The following is a 22,062-nucleotide window of genomic DNA, read 5'->3' on the forward strand; positions in this document are numbered from 1 at the left end:
GCTGGGGATACTTACACTCTTAGGTCTTCAACGTGTTGATCGTGCCGCTGAGTCATCTTGACCTGCTCCCCGTTGATTAATACACCCTGATGTTAGTAATGTCTTCATAAGCCACATGAGGGCATCCCCATGAAGAAGCATTTTTCCGACGAACAGATCATCAGTATCCTCCGCAAGGCTGAAGCCGGGGTTTCTACCCGTGAGCACTGCCGTAAGCACGCCAAATCCGACGCCACCTTCTACACCTTGCATAAGAAGTATGGCGGTATGGAGGTTCCCGAGGTTAAACACCTGAAGTAGCTTCAGGAAGAAAATGCCAGACTCAAGAAGCTGCTTGCCGAAGCCATGCTGGATAGGGAGGGACTTCAGGTGGCTCCGGAGCGAAAGTACTGACGACAGACCAGAAGCGGGAAGCCGTCGAGTTTATGTGCGATGCGACCGGTCTGTCGCAACATTGTGCCTGCAGGCTTACAGGTTTGTCCCTGTCGACCTGCAGCTATTATTCTCAGTGTCCGGCAGCTGATGCGCATTTATCAGTGCGCATCCTTGAGCTGGCACGTGAGCGCAGGCGTTTTGGCTATCGCTGCATCTGGCAGTTACTGCGCCGCGAAGGCCTTCACGTTAATCACAAGTGCGTGTACCGCCTTAACAGTGAAAACTAAGCGACACTCAACTTAACCGTGCTCATACCCTGAGTTCATTACGTTTGTGCATTTACTCACCACAGCCAAAAGCCTACACTTTCTGTATGGGTTTACAAATAACATAAGGATGAAGATGAATGGCTATTGGTCACTACTTATTCAGGGGGGATAAAACCGTTTGCGGTGGTCGAATTATTGAAGGATGTCCCGATCACCAACACTTTGATAGAGACATGGCCTGCGAAGGCCATCAAGTTACCTGTGGTAAACATGCCGGTAGATTTCGCATTGTGGGAGGTCTTGAAAACGACGACATACATGGAAAAAGGATTGCCGGGACATTGCACAGCCGTAGCTCTTGTCCTTGCAAATCACGTTTTATTCCTTCCATCTTTGATACTTACGAATTTTCTAGAGAGCCAGCGAAAAACAATATGGCTCAATTTCACTCGTTTGAATTTCCCGTACTCCCCGGTCCAATTGCAAATCCTGAAATGAATAATTTTGCTGACATCTGTAAGCCAGAACATAACCCGTTATTGAACGGTGTTTACATTTGGACTGAAACCAGCGACGCAGGACACGCTTTCGTATCCGTTCATCAGGGTAATTCTATTTATCTCTATACTTATGGTCGCTACGGCAGAACAGGTCCAGGTAATTTAACGGGTGATGGGATTTTAAACTTTCTGCAAGGTGAAGATGCGAGGGTTTACTATAGAGCGGAACTGTACCGTATGGGCGCAAGAGTATTTCGAATAGATGACGCTGACCCGATGAAAACGAGACAGTTCTTTGAAGATCTTTGGAACAAAGGTAAGCCAGCAATTCGAACATCGGAGATGAAAGAAACAACTCAGCGAAGAGGTCGCACTATCGATGAGTACGACGTAACGGGAAATAACTGTACCACTCACTCTGTTGAAGGGATCAAGTTTGCTGGTTCAAAAGTATTCGAGCATAACTACACGTCCATCACGACGCAGATTCCTATCGAATCTGAAGAGGATTTCACGATCCCTGTCTCGTTGCAGCGTTATCTTGGGTCAAAAAGCTCTGACTTCTCATCAATGACAGTAATTGAAATGACGGAAGAGTTTAAAAAAATATACCCCAACAAGGACAATTTACTGCGATATCAAGAGTCACCAAAAGGTAAAATTCAGCATATTGCTGCCGAAGCCGCCGCTACCGGTGATTCATTATCACAATATTCCAGTGGTACGTTTGGTGGTGTATTAGGTGGTTCTTATGACATTGACGAGTAGAACTAAAACCATTCTCCGATGGGGAGGGATTTGCATTGTTAGCTTAGGCTACTTCCTCGGTCTGTTTATCGCCTCACAAGCATTCGAGGTCTTCTCAGAAAACCAGAACCTTGTCTCAAACCCTGTTCCATTGAATGAGTATTACCAAGCTGTTGATTCACTTGCTCAAGCTACAAATGCCGTTTTTGATGCGGCGATTTACGGTTTCGTAATAGGTGTACCTCTTATCCTGATTATCTTCAAAAAGGTGAGATAAGCGCCAAAGGCTGAAGATATTTAGCCTTTCCCCTAATTTCAGACAATTGAACCCATAAACCCCTGTTAGTGGGTGAAATTGTAACGAGACTGGAGTGCCGCCGTTCCGGCAGATATTTGCAGCCCTCACACGGCGAGGCCTTTTTTAAAGCAACCAGAGATGAGGGAATTAGTTTACTCATGGTTACCACGTGATGAGGTCAGGGGTAATTATTTTTCACCAACGAAAAAAAAGGCATCAGCGTAAACTGATACCCTTTCTTTAAGGTTTAAAACATTCAACCTTCGATGATGCAAATGCACTCACCGTTGCTTTGAACACCACCTTCATTCAGACACCCGTTAGAAAACTAACTTCTAACCAGTGTGCTTTAAATTTGGTGCCCGAACCCGGAATCGAACCAGGGACACGGGGATTTTCAATCCCCTGCTCTACCGACTGAGCTATTCGGGCAACGGGGCGCATTAAACCGTAATGGCCGTTCGGCGTCAACGGCTTTGTCATAAAAAATACCTAAATCCCCGCTGACTGCCTGCTTTTTGCTCTGATGGTGCAAAAGCTGCTCAGGAAAGCGCACCGTTCTTACGGCACATTGCAATGGCGAGAACATCCTCGGCCAGTCTGCGGGCGGTTTCAACGTCCTGCACCTGACGTTTCACCAGCAGGCGCGACAGGCAGCCTTCCAGAATTAATTCCATCTGATGGGCGACCAGCGTGGAGTTCTCCGCTCCCAGCGTATCGAGCAGCTCGTGGGTATACTGCCATGATGCTTTCTTTTGCTGTTCGGCAAGCTGATGGATCGGATGGTCAGCCTGCGGATAGAAGCTACAGGCGGCAATAAACAGGCAGCCGGGATAGCGCTGGTTATTCACCGCATCGGCCAGCACCTGATAGCGCGCCAGCAGCTTTTGACCGGCGCTGAGCTCATCATCCAGCAGCAGCTTGCGCCGCCAGATATCAATCTGCTCGCCGTGATAGCGCAGGGCGTCATACAGCAACGCTTCGCGATCGGGCCAGAAGCGTTTGATCTCTTCTTCGGAGCAATCCAGCTCTCCGACCAGCATGGTAAGAGAGGTTGTTGCTGCCAATCCGTATTTCTCGAGGATATTCAGGGCATGCTCGAGTACCTGTTCACGCTGCAATTGGCTCTCCTTTTCTGTTCCGGTCTGGCATCGCCACGGATGCGCAATAAGACTTTAGTGTTGTTTATGGTGTCACTTTCTGCAAATGCTGGCGGAAATCATCCGCTTTCATAAAGCCGGTGACGCGTGAGCCAGGGATCTCGTGACCATCGGCATCGAAAAACAGGATGGTGGGTAGCCCCAGCACCTGCAAATGCTGCAACAGCGCGCTGTCCGTACTGCTGTTGCGGGTCACATCGGCCTGCAGCAGCTGCACTTTACCGAGGGCTGACTGCACCTGCGTATCGCTAAAGGTATATTTCTCAAACTCTTTACACGCCACGCACCAGTCCGCATACAGGTCCAGCATAGTGATTTTGCCACCGCTGGCCTGAAGCTTCTGATCGAGCTGTGCCGCGCTGCTGATGCGCTGGAAGTTAAGGTGTGCGGCCTCAGTACTGGCTGCCTGAGTGCCGAACGCCCAGTCCTGTAGCGGGCGTGCGGCAATCAGCATCGCCGCCAGCAGGATCACCTGGAGTACGCGCAGCCAGCCCCGGCTGCTTTTCAGGCTGCTGATAAACGCCCAGCCAAAGAAGGCGACGCCGAGCAGGCTCCACAGACGCAGCCCCCAGACATCGCCGATGACCCGCTCCAGCAGGAACACCGGCAGGGCAAGGATCACGAAACCGAAGCCCTCTTTAACCGTTTGCATCCACGGGCCGCTCTTCGGCAGCAGGCGGTTGCCAAACAGCGTAATGGCGATCAGCGGCAGGCCCATACCCAGCGCATACAGGTAGAGCGTACCGGCTCCCGCCAGCATATTGCCGCTCTGGGCGATATACAGCAGGATCGCGCTCAGCGGCGCGGTGGTGCAGGGGGAACAGATTAGCCCGGCCAGCGCGCCCATCAGGAATACGCCGGGTAGCGATCCGCCCTGCTGGCGATTGCTCCACAGCGTCAGTCGGGTTTGCAGAGCGGAAGGCAGCTGTAGTGTGAACAGGCCGAACATCGACAGGGCGAGAACGATAAACAGCACCGACAGGCCAATCAGCACGGCCGGGGCCTGAAGCGCCGCCTGGAAACGCAGCCCGGCGGCGGCAACGACAATACCCATCACCGTATAGGTCAGCGCCATGCCCTGAACGTAGATCATCGCCAGCATAAACAGGCGGCCCAGACTGAATTTACGATTGCCGCCGAGAATGATGCCGGAAATCAGCGGATACATCGGCAAGACGCAGGGCGTAAAGGCCACGCCGATGCCAATCAGTAACGCCCACAGCGGGGAAAACGGCAGCGAGGATGATTCTTCCGCTGGTGTTGCTGCAGCTGAAGGGTTGCTGGCGGCGAGAGGTGGATTTTTAACCGCTGACTGGTTATCAGCTGCAACCGGCGACGCTTCAATAGCGGACGAGGTACTGGCTGCGGCAGGTGAAGCTTCAGCAGGCGGCGGGTTGCTGGCTACGGCAGGTGAGTCTTCCACTGGTGGCGCTGTGACTGATGCGCCCGGCGCGGACGCGGGTTCCTGCCCGAAGACGGCACTCAACGGCACGCTGCGGGTTTCCGGTGGATAGCAGAATCCAACGGCGGCGCAGCCCTGATAGGTAACGGTGAGCTGCGCTCCGCTACCCGCCTGCTGGATGGTGAACGGCAGCGTCAGGTTTTCCGGGTAGATTTCGGTTTTACCGTAGAACTCATCCTCATGCGGTTTGCCGGCAGGCAGTTCCCACTGCGCCAGCGTGGCGTTTTGCACGCTGATATGCATCTGCTGACGATAGAGGTAGTAGCCGGGTTTGATCTGCCAGCGGAGAGTAAGCTGGTTTTCCTGCTGGCTGAAGTCAAAAGCAAAAGCCTGATTAACCGGCACAAACTGGCTGTTACTGCCCTGGCCGAAAAGCGATGCACTGGCGCTGATGCTGAACAGGGTACACAGCAGCAGCAACAAAGTAGTTAAAATTCGTGGGATCATAACGGGCGTTGGCTCTCTCCATTTGGGGCTGAGACAGACCGGAAAGCGGTGCTGTCGGCTATTCCTTGTACGGCAAGCGCAGATAATAGCATGGCAAGTCGGGGATGGCTTTTCAGGATGAAGTTGAGGGCGTGATAGCGGGCCGCAGACGATGGCGTGCGGCCCGCTGCTGGTCTGGCTACAGCACTAAATGCCCAATCAGGAAGCCGAAGACCACGGAGAGAATAATGGCCAGCGTTCCGGGGATCAGGAAAGAGTGGTTGAAGACGAAGCGGCCAATGCGCGTGGAGCCGGTATCGTCCATCTCGACGGCAGCAAGCAGGGTCGGGTAGGTCGGCAGCACGAACAGCGCGGACACCGCAGCGAAGGAGGCGACTGCCGTGACCGGCGATACGCCGAGCATCAGTGCGGCAGGCATCAGCGCCTTGGTGGTGGCTGCCTGGGAGTAGAGCAGCGTGGAGGCGAAGAACAGCACGATAGCCAGCATCCACGGATAGCTGTCCAGCAGCTCACCGGCAACGCTCTGGATCTCGCCGATGTGGGCTTTAACAAACGTATCCCCCAGCCAGGCAACGCCCATCACGCAGACACAGGCGCTCATACCGGATTTAAAGGTGCTGGCGCTGAGGATCTCGCCGGTGTCCACCTTGCAGGTCAGGCAGATCAGCGTGGCAACGGTCAGCATAAACACCACGATTGCTTCGTTACGCGGCAGGACCGGATTCTGGATCAGGCCAACGGCGTCGCTGATGGCCGTGGCGTAGAACACCACCGCCACGATGCCGACTAAAAACAGCAGGACGGAGAGCTTCGCGCCGGGCTTTTCTTCAAACTGACTGGCACCGCGCAGCGTGACTTCGCCCTTCGCCAGTCGTGCCTGGTAAACCGGATCGTCTTTCAGTTCCTTACCGAGGAAGTTGGTTACCAGCGCTGCGACAAAAATAGCCGCCATCGTTGAGGGAATCGCCACCGCCAGCAGCCCGAGATAGCTGACGCCTTTCGGCTCCAGCAGCGCGGCCAGAAACACCACGGCGGCGGAGATAGGAGAAGCGGTAATGGCAATTTGCGAGGCGACTACGGCTATTGATAGCGGACGGGAAGGGCGCACACCCTGCTCTTTCGCCACCTCGGCAATCACCGGCAGGGTGGAAAATGCCGTATGGCCTGTACCCGCCAGCAGCGTCATGCCGTAGGTGACCAGCGGTGCCAGAAAGGTGATGTAGCGTGGGTGCTTACGCAGCAGGCGCTCGGCCAGATTGACGAGGTAATCCATCCCGCCGGCGATCTGCATGGCGGCAATAGCGGCAATCACCCCCATGATAATTTCAATCACGTCAAAGGGGATGGCACCGGGTTTTATCTGGAACCCCAGGGTCAGCACCAGCACGCCTAAACCCCCGGCAAAACCAATACCGATCCCGCCCAGCCGGGCACCCAGGTAGATAGCCAGCAGGACAACGACAAGCTCGGGTAGCAACATCTATGTGCTCCTTAAATTACTGATAATAAGTTGTTAATGATTTGTAGGCCGTGGAAAGTAAAAAGGCACGTCGTTCGCTGAACTGACGTGCCTTAAAAGGGCTATCGGGTAAATCGCTTATTGTTAGTTTTCATCGGTGTAGCGTTTTGCTTTGTAAACCGGGAACATCAGGTTCTGGGTAGAGAAAATGTCATCCAGCTCGCTTTCGGTCAGCAGACCGCGCTCCAGCACCACTTCACGTACGCTCTTGCCGGTTTCGGCACAGATCTTACCGACGATATCGCCGTTATGGTGGCCGATATACGGGTTGAGGTAGGTGACGATCCCGATGGAGTTAAACACGTAGGCTTCGCACACCGCTTTGTTGGCGGTGATGCCGTCGACGCATTTTTCCAGCAGGTTATAGCAGGCGTTGGTCAGGATATGCACCGATTCAAACAGTGCCTGACCAATGACCGGCTCCATTACGTTCAGCTGCAGCTGGCCCGCTTCAGACGCCATGGTCACGGTAATATCGTTGCCAATCACCTTGAAGCAGACCTGATTGACCACTTCCGGCACCACCGGGTTAACTTTGGCTGGCATGATGGAAGAACCCGCCTGCAGCTCCGGCAGGTTGATTTCATTCAGGCCGGCACGCGGTCCGGAAGAGAGCAGGCGCAGGTCGTTACAGATTTTCGACAGCTTCACGGCCAGGCGCTTCAGCGAGCTGTGGACCATCACGTAGGCACCGCAGTCGGAGGTCGCTTCAATCAGATCTTCAGCCGGTACGCACGGCAGCCCGCTGACCTCGGCCAGTTTTTGCACCGCCAGCTGCTGATAGCCGTCCGGCGTATTCAGTCGGGTGCCGATCGCCGTTGCGCCCAGGTTCACTTCCAGCAGCAGTTCGGCGGTGCGCAGAATGCTTTTAATCTCTTCATTCAGCAGCACGTTAAAGGCATGGAATTCCTGGCCGAGGGTCATCGGCACCGCATCCTGTAGCTGGGTACGGCCCATTTTCAGGATGGTCTGGAATTCCACCGCTTTGCGCTGAAAACCTTCACTAAGCTGGGCAATCGCATCAAGCAGTTTGAGGATTGAGCTGTACACCGCAATGCGGAAGCCTGTTGGATAGGCATCGTTGGTGGACTGGCATTTGTTAACGTGATCGTTTGGGTTCAGGTACTGATACTCACCTTTCTGGTGGCCCATCAGCTCAAGGCCGATATTGGCCAGCACCTCATTGGTGTTCATGTTCACCGAGGTGCCCGCGCCGCCCTGATACACGTCGATGGGGAACTGATCCATACATTTGCCGTTGTTCAGTACTTCATCACAGGCGCTGACGATCGCATTGGCGACGTTGCGTGGGATAGTTTGCAGCTCTTTATTTGCCAGCGCGGCGGCTTTTTTAACCATCACCATGCCGCGAACAAATTCAGGTATGTCGCTGATTTTACTGTTACTGATGTAGAAGTTTTCAATCGCACGCAGAGTATGAACACCGTAGTAAGCATCCGCCGGAACTTCACGTATACCTAACAGATCTTCTTCGATACGAATGTTATTAGCCATGAGAACCTTCTTGTTAGAACTGCCGGGAAATCTACACAATTTAAGCGCCTGACTTCTCTGGCAACAGGTACTGAACGTTTCGTCAGCACGGAATCGATCCTGCGTACGGTCCGTGTACAACGTAAGTCAGCAACAATAACCAGCTCGGAATCAGGTCACCGGGGATTATCGTGGCGTTAAACGCCCTGAGCCGTATTTTATCCGTTCGTGACCGCTCAGGCACGATCATATTCTGTTGCCAGTGAAAAGACTGAATCCAGATCACTTAAAGCGTGTGCCATTTCAAACATCTTCAATAATATGTGATCGTCCCGGCAAAAGATGCGGATGGATGAATTTCCACATTTACGGTTGAAAACGGGGTGGGCCGCTCCCATCTTCTATAATATCGGTCTTCAGGATCGCCATTTTCTTCCGCTCTGCCTTTAGCGGGGTGGTCACTTACAGAGGAGAATACGGTGCGTTGGTTACCGTTCTTAGTCATCTTCGTGCTGGTCTGGATTGAGATTTCACTCTTTATTCAGGTTGCCCACGTCCTTGGGGTCTTACTCACCATGCTGCTGGTGATTTTTACCTCCTGCATCGGTATCTCGCTGGTCAAAAACCAGGGGATGAAAAACTTTATGTTAATGCAGCAGAAGCTGAATGCGGGTGAAAGCCCGGCTGCTGAAATGGTCAAAAGCGTTTCGCTGATCCTGGCGGGCTTCCTGCTGCTGATCCCCGGATTTTTCACTGACTTCCTGGGGCTGTTGCTACTGCTGCCGCCGGTGCAGAAGCACCTGACGCTGAAACTGATGCCGCATCTGCGCGTTTGGGGCGGCGGCGGGGCTAACGGCAGCAGCGGGTTTACCGTTGACGGTGAATATGAGCGTAAAGAGAATAATCTGATCGAACATGACGATCGCGACGACCGGCGTTAAGCCTGTTGTATCGTCATCCCCGGCGGCGTGGACCTGATGGTCGCGCCGTTTTTTTATCGTCAACTGCTCAAAAAACACGCGAACGGCGACATAAGCAAAAAAAATAATTTCCAGCCCTTGAAAGCGGGTTGTTCCGTCCTTATCTCTTCCGTCACGAGGCCAGCTTCGCGCGAAGCCCGGCATTCATCCCAAAAGACTGATTGGACTTCTCAAAGGAGAGCTATCAATGAAAATTCGTCCACTGCACGACCGTGTGATTGTTAAGCGTAAAGAAGTTGAATCTAAATCTGCAGGCGGCATCGTGCTGACCGGTTCCGCAGCGGGTAAATCCACCCGTGGCGAAGTGCTGGCTGTAGGTAACGGTCGTATCCTGGAAAGTGGCGAAGTGAAGCCGCTGGATGTGAAAGTTGGTGACGTAGTGATTTTCAACGAAGGCTACGGCGCAAAAACCGAGAAGATCGACAACGAAGAAGTTCTGATCATCTCTGAAAACGACATCCTGGCGATTGTTGAAGCGTAATTTACGCGTAACTCACTGAACCTAACGAATTTAAGGGAAATTAGAAAATGGCAGCTAAAGACGTAAAATTCGGTAATGACGCTCGCGTAAAAATGCTGCGCGGCGTGAATATCCTGGCAGATGCAGTAAAAGTTACCCTGGGCCCGAAAGGCCGTAACGTGGTTCTGGATAAATCTTTTGGTGCACCGACCATCACCAAAGACGGCGTGTCCGTAGCGCGTGAAATCGAACTGGAAGACAAGTTCGAGAACATGGGCGCTCAGATGGTGAAAGAAGTTGCTTCTAAAGCTAACGATGCAGCGGGTGACGGTACCACCACTGCGACCGTACTGGCTCAGTCTATCGTTAACGAAGGCCTGAAAGCCGTTGCCGCTGGCATGAACCCAATGGATCTGAAGCGCGGTATCGATAAAGCCGTTGTTGCAGCCGTTGAAGAGCTGAAAAAACTGTCCGTACCTTGCTCCGACTCTAAAGCTATCGCTCAGGTTGGTACCATCTCTGCTAACTCCGATGAAACCGTGGGCGAACTGATTGCTCAGGCGATGGAAAAAGTGGGCAAAGAAGGCGTTATCACCGTTGAAGAAGGCACCGGCCTGCAGGACGAGCTGGACGTGGTTGAAGGTATGCAGTTCGACCGTGGCTACCTGTCCCCGTACTTCATCAACAAGCCAGAAACTGGTGCAGTTGAGCTGGAATCTCCATTCATCCTGCTGGCTGATAAAAAGATCTCTAACATCCGTGAACTGCTGCCAGTACTGGAAGCGGTAGCGAAAGCAGGTAAACCACTGCTGATCGTTGCTGAAGATGTTGAAGGCGAAGCGCTGGCAACTCTGGTTGTTAACACCATGCGCGGCATCGTGAAAGTGGCTGCGGTTAAAGCACCTGGCTTCGGCGACCGTCGTAAAGCGATGCTGCAGGATATCGCTGTGCTGACCGGTGGTACCGTGATCTCTGAAGAGATCGGTATGGAACTGGAAAAAGCCACCCTGGAAGATCTGGGTCAGGCTAAGCGCGTTGTGATCAACAAAGACACCAGCACCATCATCGATGGTACCGGTGACGAAGCGGCGATCTCTGGCCGTGTTGCTCAGATCCGTCAGCAGATCGAAGAAGCGACTTCAGACTACGATCGTGAAAAACTGCAGGAGCGCGTAGCGAAACTGGCAGGCGGCGTTGCCGTTCTGAAAGTGGGCGCAGCAACTGAAGTTGAAATGAAAGAGAAGAAAGCACGCGTTGAAGATGCCCTGCACGCTACCCGTGCTGCGGTTGAAGAAGGTGTGGTTGCTGGTGGTGGTGTGGCGCTGGTTCGTGTGGCTTCTAAGCTGCTGGAACTGCGTGGCCAGAACGAAGACCAGAACGTGGGTATCAAAGTTGCGCTGCGCGCAATGGAAGCTCCACTGCGTCAGATCGTTTCCAACGCCGGTGAAGAGCCATCTGTTGTCACCAACGCGGTGAAAGCAGGCGAAGGTAACTACGGTTACAACGCACAGACTGAAGAATACGGCGACATGATCGACTTCGGTATCCTGGACCCAACCAAAGTAACCCGTTCTGCTCTGCAGTACGCGGCATCTGTTGCTGGCCTGATGATCACCACCGAGTGCATGGTGACCGACCTGCCAAAAGGCGACGCGCCTGATTTAGGCGGTGCTGGCGGCATGGGCGGCATGGGTGGTATGGGCGGAATGATGTAATTCCTCCGCCACTTAACTGCCTGAGTGCGGGAGAGTAGCCGCGCCCGGTAAGGTTTTCGCCTTGCCGGGCGTTTTACTTTGTACACTATGTGGTGCGCTATTTGCAGACAAGCGTGAGCTGCTGATACAGGCTCTCCGGGTCGTCGTCGGGCGGCAACCGGTACTGAACGTCACACTGCTCGGTCGAGTGACTCACGTTGATACGTAGCTGACCCTCGTTTGCTGCATTCTCTATAAACACCACACCATCATCGACTGCCTCAGCGACAATTTTCCGATCGTCCCAGACGGTACTGCCTTTTGGCAACAGCCGGCCGTCGGCTAACGATATCGTCATTAACAACCGCGTGCCTGTCAGCATGGCGACATTAACAGTTTTTACCGAACCATATGCGGGGCGAAGGGTGCGGTGCCCGTTAGAGACATCCGCATTTTTCGGAAGCCAGTCGACATCAATATCAATGGCGTTATCGTGCCAGGCTGCCAGTGAGGGGATCACTGCCATCCCGCGCCAATCTGTCCAGGTGGTTCCCCCCGGAATGTTAACGGGGATACCTGCAATCGGATTACTGAGTTTGATCAGGCCGTAGGTGCTCTGGACGGGATTATTACTGAAGGTGATGCCCTCTTTGTGGGCGACCACGCTGCCGCTAGTGCTAACGCTGTAGTTTCGATAATGCTTGTTATCCACAAGCAGATTAAAGTTCACATTGGTATAGCGCAGGTTGTTGGAAAGTGAAGCCTGCAGAGATCGGTTACGTTCGCTATGTTCTTCTTCTGCGGCAAGCTGCAATTCACTCAGGCTGTTCAACGGCATGCTGACGCTGCTGCCTAGCAGGCGTCGCCGATCGTAGCTGCGATAGTAATGGCGGAAACGCTTCTCACCCAGCGGCCAGCTAAAATTAATGTTCACGCTGTTATTGTTCCTTGTGCCTCCGCTGCCGTGAGAGGCACTGGCCGTCAGCAGTAGCCCATTGCTGAAACGTCGATTCCAGTTGATCATGTAATAACGCCAGGCCCTTTCATCGGAATACGTTGTTGACCGACTGTGGGTGAGCGACAGCGTTCCAAGCCAGTCTGTCGTCCAGCCAAGGCCCACGCTTACTTCCAGATTATCTCTGCTGTAATAGTTATCCTTACGACTTCTGGTGCGGTTTGCGGCTTCTGCTAACGTTAAAAAGCCTGCGGTATTTTTCTTTACGCCCAAATTCAGTGACAGATTATTGCCCAGATTGTGATTGCTGTAAGCACGCAGCTGGACGCTTTGATTATGCTGATAGCGATTCTGCACCAGCATTGCCTGCAGGTGGAATGACTGCCCCGTTATTGATTCAGGGCTACCGCTTACGGAAGCGGCCACGGACTGATAGTTGTCGCTAAACAGTACCCCGGAACGTAATGACCAGCGACTTAGCAGGCGCCAGTTATGGTTCATCGTCAGTATTGCCGGAACATTGCTGCTGCCAGAATAGTTTTTCAGTTTCCCCATCGCCACACTGTACCCCTGCGGTGCCGGTTGTGACGCTGACGCAAGTTGCGTAACGGGAACAACAAACTGGTGGCTTTCACCCTGGGTTTCAACCACCGTGACTTGAAGTTCTGCATTAACATTTTGCACGGGGATATTGGTCAGATGAAACGGCCCGGCAGGTACTAAGGTGCTGTAAATCAACCGATCATATTGACGAACTTCGACACGGGCCTGAGGCGTGTTTGCGATACCGTCAATCTCGACTCCGCTGGCGTCAGCCCGATCCGAGCGCATGCCATCAGGAAATAACTGCACGCCTTTCAGTAAGCCGATGGAAAAAAGCGTGTTTTGCGCAGTCACCTCACCTACCTGTACGATGCGATTCAGGCTGCCGAAAAAATGCTCCAGATAGGTTGAGTTAACCGCCGCAGTAATTTTTCCATGGTCGTCCTGAATATTCTGCTGGCTGCGCAGTAGCCAGTTGGACACATTGATGCCGCTGTTAAGAGATAACCAACTGTAGCGCTCAGTGCCATTTTTAAACGTATTCACGTTGGTGAAAGAGTTATAATTAACGTGTGCAGCCGTGCCACCAGATTCTGCCGTCAGATCATTATGTTGCAGCCACTGCGGCGGCACCACAATACTCAGCGTCTGTGTCTCAGGCTGCCAGGCGAGGCTGGCATCGGGCTGTTCACCAATCCAGTCGTAGCATTCTGCTACATTGCTGACTTTGGGTGGGATTAACCCGAGGGATGCAAACATCTCAGGAGTAAAGCATACCGTCCCCTTGTCATTAGCCTGAACCTGAAACGATCCAATAAACTTACCGTTCAGAGTGATATCAACCAGATTCAGACCTTTTGGTATGGCAGTTAATTCATCAAGGTTTTCCATGTCTTCAGAGATGATCCCGCGACGTTTAAGTGCCACCATGTCCCAGTTTTCTTCAGCGCTCTCTTTCTGACTGCTGGCTTCAGCCGGTTTGGCGTAATTGAAAACAATCGCAAGGAGTAACGTACTGGTCAAAATTCCAGATTTTTTTATCACGCCATCCTGGGCGTTTCGTGTTGCCAAAATCCCTTTCCTCGTCACTCTTAGTGAGTGATATCCATTTCTACCATCCCGGTCTCATAACCATATTTTGACAGGGTTTCAATGCTGACTTTTTGCGTTGAGGCCAGGATTTCAGGCGTTTTTACCTGCACTTTTAAAGACTGTCCCGGCAGGATGTAGGCTTTTTCCAGCAGAGCCGTTTTATTAGAAGGTAATAGCGTGATTTCCTGTGCCAGCCTGACGACGTATTTTCCTGGATTGTTAACGGTTAACGTGTTCCCTTGTAATGACCAGACAAGCTCTTTCCACGGGTCGGCAATAATGGGTAGGCTTTTAGGATGAATAATGACCGGGATATTGTGGCGGATGTTCAAATCGATGGTATTTTCATTGCCCTTTTTTTTAGGATTGATTCCTTCAAATACCACCCGCTTCAGGTGTTCATGCTGCAGAGGTTGCTTGCTAACAAGAATGAAGCGTACGCGTTGAGTTTTATGTGCTCCTACACGCATAACAGGCTGAGTAGCAAAAAGTTTTGGCTGAGGATCGTCAGGTAAATTCAGGACTTTCACGTAGAGCAATGCTTCACGATCCTCCTGGTTATTAACGTTCATACTTCCGCCGCCTTTCGCTTCTTCAATAAATAGCATCGATGATTCAGGATTCATAATTGCATTTGAAGGAAACGTTGTGGAGAAGATTATCAAAGAAAAGATAGTCTGAATATAAATTCGGAAGTTCATAATGCCTCTGGTCATAATAAAGAGGGGAACCCGTGGGTTCCCCGCATTGATATTAAAAAAAGGCGCAATTACAGATAGACAATATCGTAGGTCGCCTGGCCATTCAGTTCGATAGTGTCGCTGGTACCTAATTCCTTCATTGCATTGATGTAAGGCTTGATTACCAGATTAATTTGGTGCTGACGTCCCATCTGTGGGACTTGGTTTATGCTGGACCAGCTATACATAACGGTGCTGGTGGGATCGAGGGCGGCTCCGGAATTCATGTCATCCCACTCCTTTCCGGAAAATGAGCTCAGGAAGTGGCCGATGTTTGAGTCATCAATCGTTCCGCTTTCCATTGTGACAATATAGCCGCCAATAGAGGCACCGCTCTCTGTACTGCCAAGGCTAAACAACTCTTCCACATCCATACCCGTAATTTTAACGTTTTGCGCGCCATCTGAGACATCTTTTGCTTTAAAGCCAACTAGGGTGGCTGCCGGGCAGCTAATCGACAGGTTGGCTTTCAATTCAGGTAGCGCACTGAATTCATCTTCTGAAAGTAGGCCTGGGCTGATTGCACCCATGTTCAGTGATGACGAGGTTCCACCATTGAAGCTGATATTACACGTTGGTGGAACAATTTTACCCGTAATATTCATGGTTGCCGTTGAGTTTGCGTTCGCTACGTTGACGGCTGCCATCGCCGCGACAGCAGAAACAAGAATTGTCATCTTTTTCATTAGTATATTCCTTTACCGGATAGATTTAAAAGAATAAACGTACCACTGAAGCAGCAGGTTGTTTATTCAATCCTTCGTTGTTATGGTCTTTGCTTCATAACGCGATAAATGTTATACGGATTTCGTATGGAGGTCATCTATTAAAAATTAAATTTCCTTGAATGGTTTTTAATGTCGCAGCGATGCGAGTATTTGGTTTTTTTTTCTGTTTTTAAATTGAGTGTTTTTCTGTATTCTCATGAAATATATCTGTTGTGTAACTGTTAAATGTTATTTTTATGGTGTTGTTGGTTTTATGTTTCTCATTAAAGGTTTTTTTAATCAGGCTGTTTTGTGAGGTTTTTGGATTTTTATTGATTGATTTTTTTCTAACTTAGCGTTTTTTCATGGCATCCTATTCTGACTGACGCCGCGCGTTTATGGTCTTATAACGCCCCTTTTCTCGCATATTCTAACGAAGAATATACAGGTAGTAACCCTTGTGTGACGTTTTAATGCACGCAGGCCTGACAACCCTCGCCGGTATCCACCACGCAGTGGTACCTCATGACTGTTTTTTTTTACTGCCGAAAAGGGTATAAGTAGGTGCGCACGTCGTAGCCTGAATGATGCTGTTTTCGCAGGTAAAGGATGCCTAAGGCTCACCTTACGTCTGCCTGACTCTGATGATAATAAATGGGGATTATAATGCGGATTAACTTGTTGGGACTCTCCGTTGCGGCACTGCTGCTGGCGGGCTGTAGCTCTTCTAATACTCTGAGTTCTGCGGGTGAGCGTGTGACTTTTACCGACCAGCAGCCAGCCAGCAGCTGCCAGCTTCTGGGTAACGTTACCGGCTCACAAAGTAACTGGTTCTCCGGCTCGGGTGGAGAAGGCAGCTCGCTGCGCGGTGCGGCAAACGACCTGCGCAACCGTGCGGCTGAAATGGGCGGTAACGTGATTTACGGTGCAACCAGCCCAACGCAGAATATCTGGTCAAGCTTCGCACCTCTCGACAGTAAGATGAGCGGCCAGGTGTATAAGTGCCCGTAAGCGCATTGATACATTGCGATCTACATTGAAAGTGAAAGAGGGTGGCCATGAGGGCCACCCTTTTTGTTGAAGACAGGGGGACAGAATCGTTGCTCTTGTCGTAATAGTTATTCCTGCCGCAGCTGTAAATCGAGCGGAGTTTTACTCGGTTCGCCACCAATTTCTCGTGCCAGCGTCGGCACCAGATAGCCCGATACCATTCCCAGAAGTTCACGCACGATAGCGCGGGCCCGGTTGTCATCAACATAGAAATGCGCTGCGCCCTGAACTTTGTCCAGCACGTGCAGGTAGTACGGCAGGATGCCAGCATCGAACAGCGCATTACTCAGTGCTGCCAAGGCAGGGGCATTATCGTTCACACCGCGTAGCAGCACGCTTTGATTCAGCAGCGTGACTCCTGCCCGCTTCAGCATGCGCATACCGTGACGCAGGTCATCGTCAATTTCCTGCGCGTGGTTAATATGGCTCACCAGCAGCGTTTGCAAACGTGATTGCGCCAGGCGCTGACAAAGCGCTTCGGTAATGCGCCGTGGGATGACTACCGGCAGACGGCTGTGAATGCGCAGACGCTTAATATGCGGAATGCGTTCCAGTTCGCCGATTAACCAGTCCAGTTCGTGATCTTTCGCCATCAAAGGATCGCCGCCGGAGAAAATAATCTCATCCAGTTCTGGCTGCTGTCGGATATACTCGAGCGCCTGCTGCCAGTTGCGCTTATTACCCTGATTATCTTCGTAGGGGAAATGGCGGCGGAAGCAGTACCGGCAGTTGACGGCACAGCCGCCTTTGACCAGCAACAGCGCACGATTTCGATATTTATGTAACAGACCCGGCACCACGCTGCTCTGCTCATCCAGCGGATCGGTACTGTAACCTGGCGCATCAACAAACTCCTGCTGCGAGGTGATCACCTGTAGCAGCAGCGGGTCCTGCGGATCGCCCTTGCGCATGCGCGCAGCAAACGCTCTTGGCACCCTGAGTGCGAAAAGCCGGCGTGCGCCTAGGCCTGAAGCGAGCTCAGGGTCATTCTGCAACGCTAAAAGTTGCAGTAATTCATCGGGATCGGTGATTACATCGGCAAGTTGATGCAACCAATCTTCTCGTGCAGGGGTATTTAGGGTTACAATGTGTGCCATTTTTTTGGCTTAGTACCAGTAATAAAATTGTAGAGGGCCTTTATGGCGACTTATTCTAGCAACGATTTCCGTCCCGGTCTTAAAATCATGTTCGAAGGCGAGCCTTATGCCGTCGAAGCCAGCGAGTTTGTTAAACCAGGTAAAGGCCAGGCATTCGCGCGCGTAAAAATGCGCCGTTTGCTGACCGGTACTCGCGTAGAGAAAACCTTCAAGTCTACCGACTCCGCTGAAGGCGCTGACGTAGTAGATACCAACCTGAACTACCTGTACAACGACGGTGAGTTCTTCCACTTCATGCACCCGGAAACCTTCGAACAGCACCCTGTTGAAGAGAAGACCGTAGGCGAAGCGGCAAAATGGCTGCTGGATAACGCGGAGTGCATCGTGACTCTGTGGAACGGTCGTCCAATCGCCGTTCAGCCACCAAACTTTGTTGAGCTGGAAATCACCGATACCGATCCTGGCCTGAAGGGTGATACCGCAGGTACCGGCGGCAAGCCAGCTACGCTGAGCACCGGCGCAGTAGTGAAAGTGCCTCTGTTCGTACAGATTGGCGAAGTGATTAAAGTTGATACCCGTTCTGGCGAATACGTTTCACGCGTAAAGTAAGCCTGAATCAGTAAGGGTTCGGTTCATCGGACCCTTATCCGCACGCTTTTCCTTTTTCTCAGCGCCCTCAGGGCAATTGAATAAATTACGGCTATGCTTAAAGCGCTGTTCTTTATTAATGATTAAAAGGAAATTGCCATGAAGAAAAGTATTTTAGCCATTATTTCCGTTCTGGTTCTCTCTTCCGTTTTGACAGCCTGTAACACCACGCGTGGCGTGGGCGAAGACGTTGAGGCGGGCGGTAAGGCAATTCAAAAAAGTACTCAGTAATCAGCTTGTCAGGCCAGTACAGGGTGCTGGCCTGACACTCCTTTCAAAACCTGCCTCCGCAGGTCGATATTCTCTCTCAGCATCAGCATCAGCATCAGCATCAGCCTCAGCGGCCGACACTACAGCGTAATCACGCCAATTAATGCCACTACGCTCAATATCGCTGCCAGCCCGTAGCACAGCCATTTACTGCCGGGAATATGCAGCTTCAGGTCGTGCAGCCCGTGATGGAGGCGATGCATGCTGCACCACAGCGGCAGGACAATCGCCAGTAGCAGGATGATTCGGCCGGGGAAAGAGGCCGCGAAGGCCATAATTCGCGTGTAGCTGAATGCTTCTTCCGGCGACCAGCCTACGGGCAGCAGCAGACCGACCAGCAGGATCAGCACCGGGCTGAACATCGCCGTCCACATACCTCCTGCGCCAAACAGCCCCCAGAAGATCGGTTCGTCAGAACGTTGCGGTAATGCTTTCATTTATGCTCCTTACGCCCACAGCGCAGCGGCCAGTACCGCAAGGCTGAGGATGACCATGATGATCCATAACCCTTTAATCAGCGGCTCCGGCGGCAGCTTCTCCCCTTTGACGATAATGATCGACGCCTTGGGGGCCAGATCGAACCAGGTTTTGCTGTGTAGCAGTGCGGCGAACAGCGCCAGCACGTTAAGCAATAGCGTGACGGGATGCTGTAAAAACGCCACATAGCCCGCCCAGCTTTCCGCACCGTGCTTAAGGGCAAATACGCCGAAAATCAGCTCCAGGCTAAACCACAATGCCGGAATCGCCGTGCTTTCCCGCAGCATGTAGAAGCGGTAGAAGGGCAGAGAGCGCCACCAGGCGGACTCCACCGGGCGGCAGTAAGGATTGCGTTTTGTCGTCATATCGGTCTCCCTTAATGAGGTTTCAGCGTGGCGATCATGAAGTCCCGACTGCTCTCTATTTTCCCCTGCTGAATCGCTGCCGCCGGATCGACGTGTTTTGGACAAACTTCGGAGCAGTAGCCGACAAAGGTACAGCTCCAGACGCCGTTTTCTCCATTTAGCTGCGGCATGCGCAGTGCTTTGCCGCGATCCCGGCTGTCCAGGTTGTAACGATGGGCGAGGGTGATAGCCGCAGGGCCGATAAATTCCGGGTTAAGCCCGAACTGTGGGCAGGCGGCGTAACATAAACCGCAGTTAATACAGCCGGAAAACTGATGGTACTTCGCCATCTGCGCAGGCGTCTGGCGCCCCGGTCCCTGAGCCGCATCGCCAGCGTTGCCGATAATCCACGGCTTGATGGCTTCCAGACTTTCGATGAAATGGGTCATATCCACAATCAGATCGCGCTCGATGGGGAAATTAGCCAGCGGCTCAACTTTCATTCCCTGCGGATAGTCGCGCAGGAAAATTTTACAGGCGAGCTTCGGCACGCCGTTGACCATCATTCCGCAGGAACCGCAGATGGCCATTCGGCAGGACCAGCGGTAGGACAGATCGAAAGCGAGGTTGTCCTTGATATAGCCCAGCGCATCCAGCAGCGACGTTTGCTCATCCCAGGGCACGTTGAATATTTCATGGCGCGGCAGCCGATCTCTTTCCGGGTTGTAGCGCAGAATATCGATTTTACGCAGAGCGTTATCACTCATTTACGGGCTCCTTCTGGCTGTTATCCTCCGATGCGGCACCGTACACGCGCTGTGCCGGTGGCAGATGGGTAATGGTGACCGGGTCCCAGGCGACGGTAGGTGCAGCCTGTGGATTAAAGAAGGTCAGGCTGTGCTGCAGATATTTATCATCATTGCGCGTGGTACAGCCTTCATCCAGCCGTTGGTGCGCACCGCGAGACTCTTTGCGCTCAAATGCCGAATGGGCCATGCATTCCGCAACGTCCAGACCGTGCTTCAGCTCAATCGTGTACAGCAGCTGCGTATTGAAGACGCTGGAGCTGTCGGTAATCGCCACGTTTTCGACTCGCTGTTTAAGCTCGGCCAGCTTATCAATCGTCTTCTGCATCAGTTCCGGGGTACGATAGATACCGCAGCCTTCTTCCATCGCCATGCCCATTTCATCACGCAGCGCCGACAGGTTTTCACCGCCGGACTGATGGGTTAGCGCGTGCAAACGGCGTTCGATGTCGCTGCTCTGGGCACTGATGGCGTTATCGGAGATGGAATGCGGCTGAGCGCAGCGCTGTGCAGCTTGCTCACCCGCCAGGCGGCCAAACACCACCAGTTCTGCCAGCGAGTTTGAACCCAACCGGTTAGCACCGTGCAGGCCGACGGAAGAACATTCACCGATGGCGAAAAGCCCCTGGATTCGGGTTTCGCACTGTGCATTCGTTTCGATGCCGCCCATCGTGTAGTGAGCGGTGGGGCGCACCGGAATCGGCGCACTGACCGGATCGACGCCGACGTAAGCTTTACTGAGTTCACAGATAAACGGCAACCGCTCATGCAGCTTTTTCGCGCCGAGATGGCGTAAATCCAGATGCACAACGTCGCCGCGCGCGGTGGCGATGGTGTTGCCTTTGCGCCACTCATGCCAGAACGCCTGAGAAACCTTATCCCGCGGTCCCAGTTCCATATATTTATTTTTCGGCTGACCGATGGGGGTTTCAGGACCCATGCCGTAATCCTGCAGATAGCGATAGCCGTCTTTATTCACCAGAATACCGCCTTCGCCGCGGCAGCCTTCGGTCATCAGGATACCGGAGCCGGGAAGGCCGGTTGGGTGATACTGCACAAACTCCATATCGCGCAGCGGCACGCCGTGGCGGAAGGCCATCGCCATGCCGTCACCGGTGACAATACCGCCGTTAGTGTTGTAGCGATAAACACGCCCCGCGCCGCCGGTAGCGAGGATAACCGAGCGCGCGCGCACCTCAACCAGCGTGCCTTCCATCATACTCAGCGCGACCAGGCCGCTGGCAACGCCGTCGTCGACCAGCAGGTCGAGGACAAAATACTCATCCAGCCGCTGAATTTGCGGATACTGCAGCGACGTCTGGAACAGGGTGTGCAGCATATGGAAGCCGGTTTTGTCGGCGGCAAACCAGGTGCGCTCGTTCTTCATGCCGCCAAATCGGCGTACGCTAATGGAGCCATCCGGCTGACGGCTCCACGGACATCCCCAACGCTCAAGCTGGGCCATCTCCTGCGGACAGTGTTCCACAAAGTAGTCTACGACCGGTTGCTCACAGAGCCAGTCGCCGCCGGCAACCGTATCGTGAAAGTGAGAGTCAAAGCTGTCCTGTGAAGTGGTGACGGCGGCAGCCCCCCCTTCGGCGGCAACGGTGTGGCTTCGCATCGGATAGACCTTAGAGATCAACGCTATCTTCAGCCTCGGGTTAGCTTCTGCGGCAGCAATGGCGGCGCGCAGTCCGGCACCCCCCGCACCGACAATGACCATATCGACAGTCAGGATTTGCACATGTTCCTCCCTGCTTAACTTTTTATAGTATTTTCATAGTGTTGGCGAAGTTCTTTCGCCAGTCTGTGCCCAGTATACTTTGGCTAAAAATGCGCTAACTTGATGTGTTCGGGTATTTGGGCGGGTAGTGTAGAAAAAGTGTACAAAGGGTGATTTGCCGTAAGAAACGGTTTTATTTCACGTA

The 22,062-nt window shown here is 52.6% G+C and carries 20 protein-coding genes, 1 tRNA gene and 1 pseudogene; 9 read left to right on the forward strand and 13 right to left on the reverse strand.

Annotation, left to right across the window (positions count from 1 at the left end):
- Nucleotides 1-129: 129 nt before the first annotated feature.
- The 3 genes and pseudogenes from IBT47_RS11730 to IBT47_RS11740 all read left to right on the forward strand — a co-directional run.
- A pseudogene (locus tag IBT47_RS11730) lies at nucleotides 130-647 on the forward strand (transposase); the annotation flags it as partial.
- A gap of 134 nt (nucleotides 648-781) precedes the next feature.
- A complete protein-coding gene (locus tag IBT47_RS11735) occupies nucleotides 782-1,912 on the forward strand; it encodes a PAAR domain-containing protein (protein ID WP_200543306.1) in 1,131 nt (376 codons plus the stop codon).
- Entirely contained in the window at nucleotides 1,896-2,168 is a 273-nt protein-coding gene (locus IBT47_RS11740) for a hypothetical protein (protein ID WP_200543308.1), read from the forward strand. The genes IBT47_RS11735 and IBT47_RS11740 overlap by 17 nt, the downstream gene beginning before the upstream one ends.
- Before the next feature lie 377 nt (nucleotides 2,169-2,545).
- Here IBT47_RS11740 and IBT47_RS11745 read toward each other — a convergent pair.
- The 5 genes from IBT47_RS11745 to aspA all read right to left on the reverse strand — a co-directional run bounded on the left by IBT47_RS11745 (nucleotide 2,546) and on the right by aspA (nucleotide 8,292).
- A tRNA-Phe gene (locus IBT47_RS11745) sits at nucleotides 2,546-2,621 on the reverse strand.
- Nucleotides 2,622-2,731: 110 nt separating this feature from the next.
- Nucleotides 2,732-3,310 (reverse strand): transcriptional regulator, encoded by a 579-nt coding sequence (locus IBT47_RS11750; protein WP_105592118.1) that lies wholly within the window; start codon nucleotides 3,308-3,310, stop codon nucleotides 2,732-2,734.
- Nucleotides 3,311-3,374: 64 nt separating this feature from the next.
- Entirely contained in the window at nucleotides 3,375-5,258 is a 1,884-nt protein-coding gene (locus IBT47_RS11755; protein WP_200560578.1) for a protein-disulfide reductase DsbD, read from the reverse strand.
- Between the two features lie 178 nt (nucleotides 5,259-5,436).
- The gene (locus tag IBT47_RS11760; RefSeq protein ID WP_105592116.1) at nucleotides 5,437-6,738 is read right to left on the reverse strand and encodes an anaerobic C4-dicarboxylate transporter; all 1,302 of its coding nucleotides are present in this window, start codon (nucleotides 6,736-6,738) and stop codon (nucleotides 5,437-5,439) included.
- 123 nt (nucleotides 6,739-6,861) lie between these two features.
- Nucleotides 6,862-8,292 carry an aspartate ammonia-lyase gene (aspA, locus tag IBT47_RS11765; protein WP_105592115.1) on the reverse strand — a complete coding sequence of 477 codons (1,431 nt, stop codon included), beginning with the start codon at nucleotides 8,290-8,292 and terminating at the stop codon, nucleotides 6,862-6,864.
- A gap of 458 nt (nucleotides 8,293-8,750) precedes the next feature.
- Here aspA and IBT47_RS11770 point away from each other — a divergent pair, with 458 nt between their 5' ends.
- The 3 genes from IBT47_RS11770 to groL all read left to right on the forward strand — a co-directional run bounded on the left by IBT47_RS11770 (nucleotide 8,751) and on the right by groL (nucleotide 11,426).
- The gene (locus IBT47_RS11770; protein ID WP_105592114.1) at nucleotides 8,751-9,212 is read left to right on the forward strand and encodes an FxsA family protein; all 462 of its coding nucleotides are present in this window, start codon (nucleotides 8,751-8,753) and stop codon (nucleotides 9,210-9,212) included.
- Nucleotides 9,213-9,438: 226 nt separating this feature from the next.
- Nucleotides 9,439-9,732 (forward strand): co-chaperone GroES, encoded by a 294-nt coding sequence (locus tag IBT47_RS11775; RefSeq protein ID WP_105592113.1) that lies wholly within the window; start codon nucleotides 9,439-9,441, stop codon nucleotides 9,730-9,732.
- A gap of 47 nt (nucleotides 9,733-9,779) precedes the next feature.
- Complete coding sequence (gene groL, locus IBT47_RS11780; protein ID WP_105592112.1) at nucleotides 9,780-11,426, forward strand: chaperonin GroEL; 1,647 nt, start codon at nucleotides 9,780-9,782, stop codon at nucleotides 11,424-11,426.
- A gap of 97 nt (nucleotides 11,427-11,523) precedes the next feature.
- Here groL and IBT47_RS11785 read toward each other — a convergent pair whose 3' ends face one another.
- From IBT47_RS11785 to IBT47_RS11795, 3 genes are all read right to left on the reverse strand, one after another.
- The gene (locus tag IBT47_RS11785; RefSeq protein WP_200560579.1) at nucleotides 11,524-13,926 is read right to left on the reverse strand and encodes a fimbria/pilus outer membrane usher protein; all 2,403 of its coding nucleotides are present in this window, start codon (nucleotides 13,924-13,926) and stop codon (nucleotides 11,524-11,526) included.
- A gap of 68 nt (nucleotides 13,927-13,994) precedes the next feature.
- Nucleotides 13,995-14,711: a fimbria/pilus chaperone family protein gene (locus tag IBT47_RS11790; RefSeq protein WP_370569887.1), complete on the reverse strand. Its 717-nt coding sequence runs from the start codon at nucleotides 14,709-14,711 to the stop codon at nucleotides 13,995-13,997.
- Nucleotides 14,712-14,764: 53 nt separating this feature from the next.
- Nucleotides 14,765-15,421 (reverse strand): hypothetical protein, encoded by a 657-nt coding sequence (locus tag IBT47_RS11795; protein WP_200560581.1) that lies wholly within the window; start codon nucleotides 15,419-15,421, stop codon nucleotides 14,765-14,767.
- Between the two features lie 687 nt (nucleotides 15,422-16,108).
- On the opposite strand from IBT47_RS11795, the gene IBT47_RS11800 reads away from it, so the two are divergent.
- Nucleotides 16,109-16,453 (forward strand): DUF4156 domain-containing protein, encoded by a 345-nt coding sequence (locus tag IBT47_RS11800; protein WP_105592107.1) that lies wholly within the window; start codon nucleotides 16,109-16,111, stop codon nucleotides 16,451-16,453.
- Nucleotides 16,454-16,560: 107 nt separating this feature from the next.
- Here IBT47_RS11800 and epmB read toward each other — a convergent pair whose 3' ends face one another.
- Nucleotides 16,561-17,589 carry an EF-P beta-lysylation protein EpmB gene (gene epmB / locus IBT47_RS11805; protein WP_200560582.1) on the reverse strand — a complete coding sequence of 343 codons (1,029 nt, stop codon included), beginning with the start codon at nucleotides 17,587-17,589 and terminating at the stop codon, nucleotides 16,561-16,563.
- Between the two features lie 42 nt (nucleotides 17,590-17,631).
- Between epmB and efp the strand changes: the two genes are divergently transcribed.
- Together efp and IBT47_RS11815 are read left to right on the forward strand one after the other, a co-directional pair.
- Nucleotides 17,632-18,198 (forward strand): elongation factor P, encoded by a 567-nt coding sequence (efp, locus tag IBT47_RS11810; protein ID WP_105592105.1) that lies wholly within the window; start codon nucleotides 17,632-17,634, stop codon nucleotides 18,196-18,198.
- A 138-nt stretch (nucleotides 18,199-18,336) separates the two neighbouring features.
- Complete coding sequence (locus IBT47_RS11815; protein WP_200560583.1) at nucleotides 18,337-18,468, forward strand: entericidin A/B family lipoprotein; 132 nt, start codon at nucleotides 18,337-18,339, stop codon at nucleotides 18,466-18,468.
- Nucleotides 18,469-18,587: 119 nt separating this feature from the next.
- Here the strand turns inward: IBT47_RS11815 and frdD are convergent, their stop codons facing one another.
- From frdD to frdA, 4 genes are read right to left on the reverse strand one after another with little or no spacing between them, the layout of a single operon-like run.
- The gene (frdD, locus tag IBT47_RS11820; protein ID WP_200560584.1) at nucleotides 18,588-18,944 is read right to left on the reverse strand and encodes a fumarate reductase subunit FrdD; all 357 of its coding nucleotides are present in this window, start codon (nucleotides 18,942-18,944) and stop codon (nucleotides 18,588-18,590) included.
- A 9-nt stretch (nucleotides 18,945-18,953) separates the two neighbouring features.
- The gene (gene frdC, locus IBT47_RS11825) at nucleotides 18,954-19,349 is read right to left on the reverse strand and encodes a fumarate reductase subunit FrdC (RefSeq protein ID WP_200560585.1); all 396 of its coding nucleotides are present in this window, start codon (nucleotides 19,347-19,349) and stop codon (nucleotides 18,954-18,956) included.
- 11 nt (nucleotides 19,350-19,360) lie between these two features.
- A complete protein-coding gene (locus IBT47_RS11830; RefSeq protein ID WP_105592101.1) occupies nucleotides 19,361-20,095 on the reverse strand; it encodes a succinate dehydrogenase/fumarate reductase iron-sulfur subunit in 735 nt (244 codons plus the stop codon).
- Complete coding sequence (gene frdA / locus IBT47_RS11835) at nucleotides 20,088-21,857, reverse strand: fumarate reductase (quinol) flavoprotein subunit (RefSeq protein WP_234471860.1); 1,770 nt, start codon at nucleotides 21,855-21,857, stop codon at nucleotides 20,088-20,090. Before frdA ends, IBT47_RS11830 begins: the two co-directional genes overlap by 8 nt.
- Between the last annotated feature and the right edge of the window lie 205 nt (nucleotides 21,858-22,062).

The sequence above is a fragment of the Erwinia sp. S43 genome, assembly GCF_016624745.1.
In the GTDB taxonomy this organism is placed as follows: domain Bacteria; phylum Pseudomonadota; class Gammaproteobacteria; order Enterobacterales; family Enterobacteriaceae; genus Erwinia; species Erwinia coffeiphila.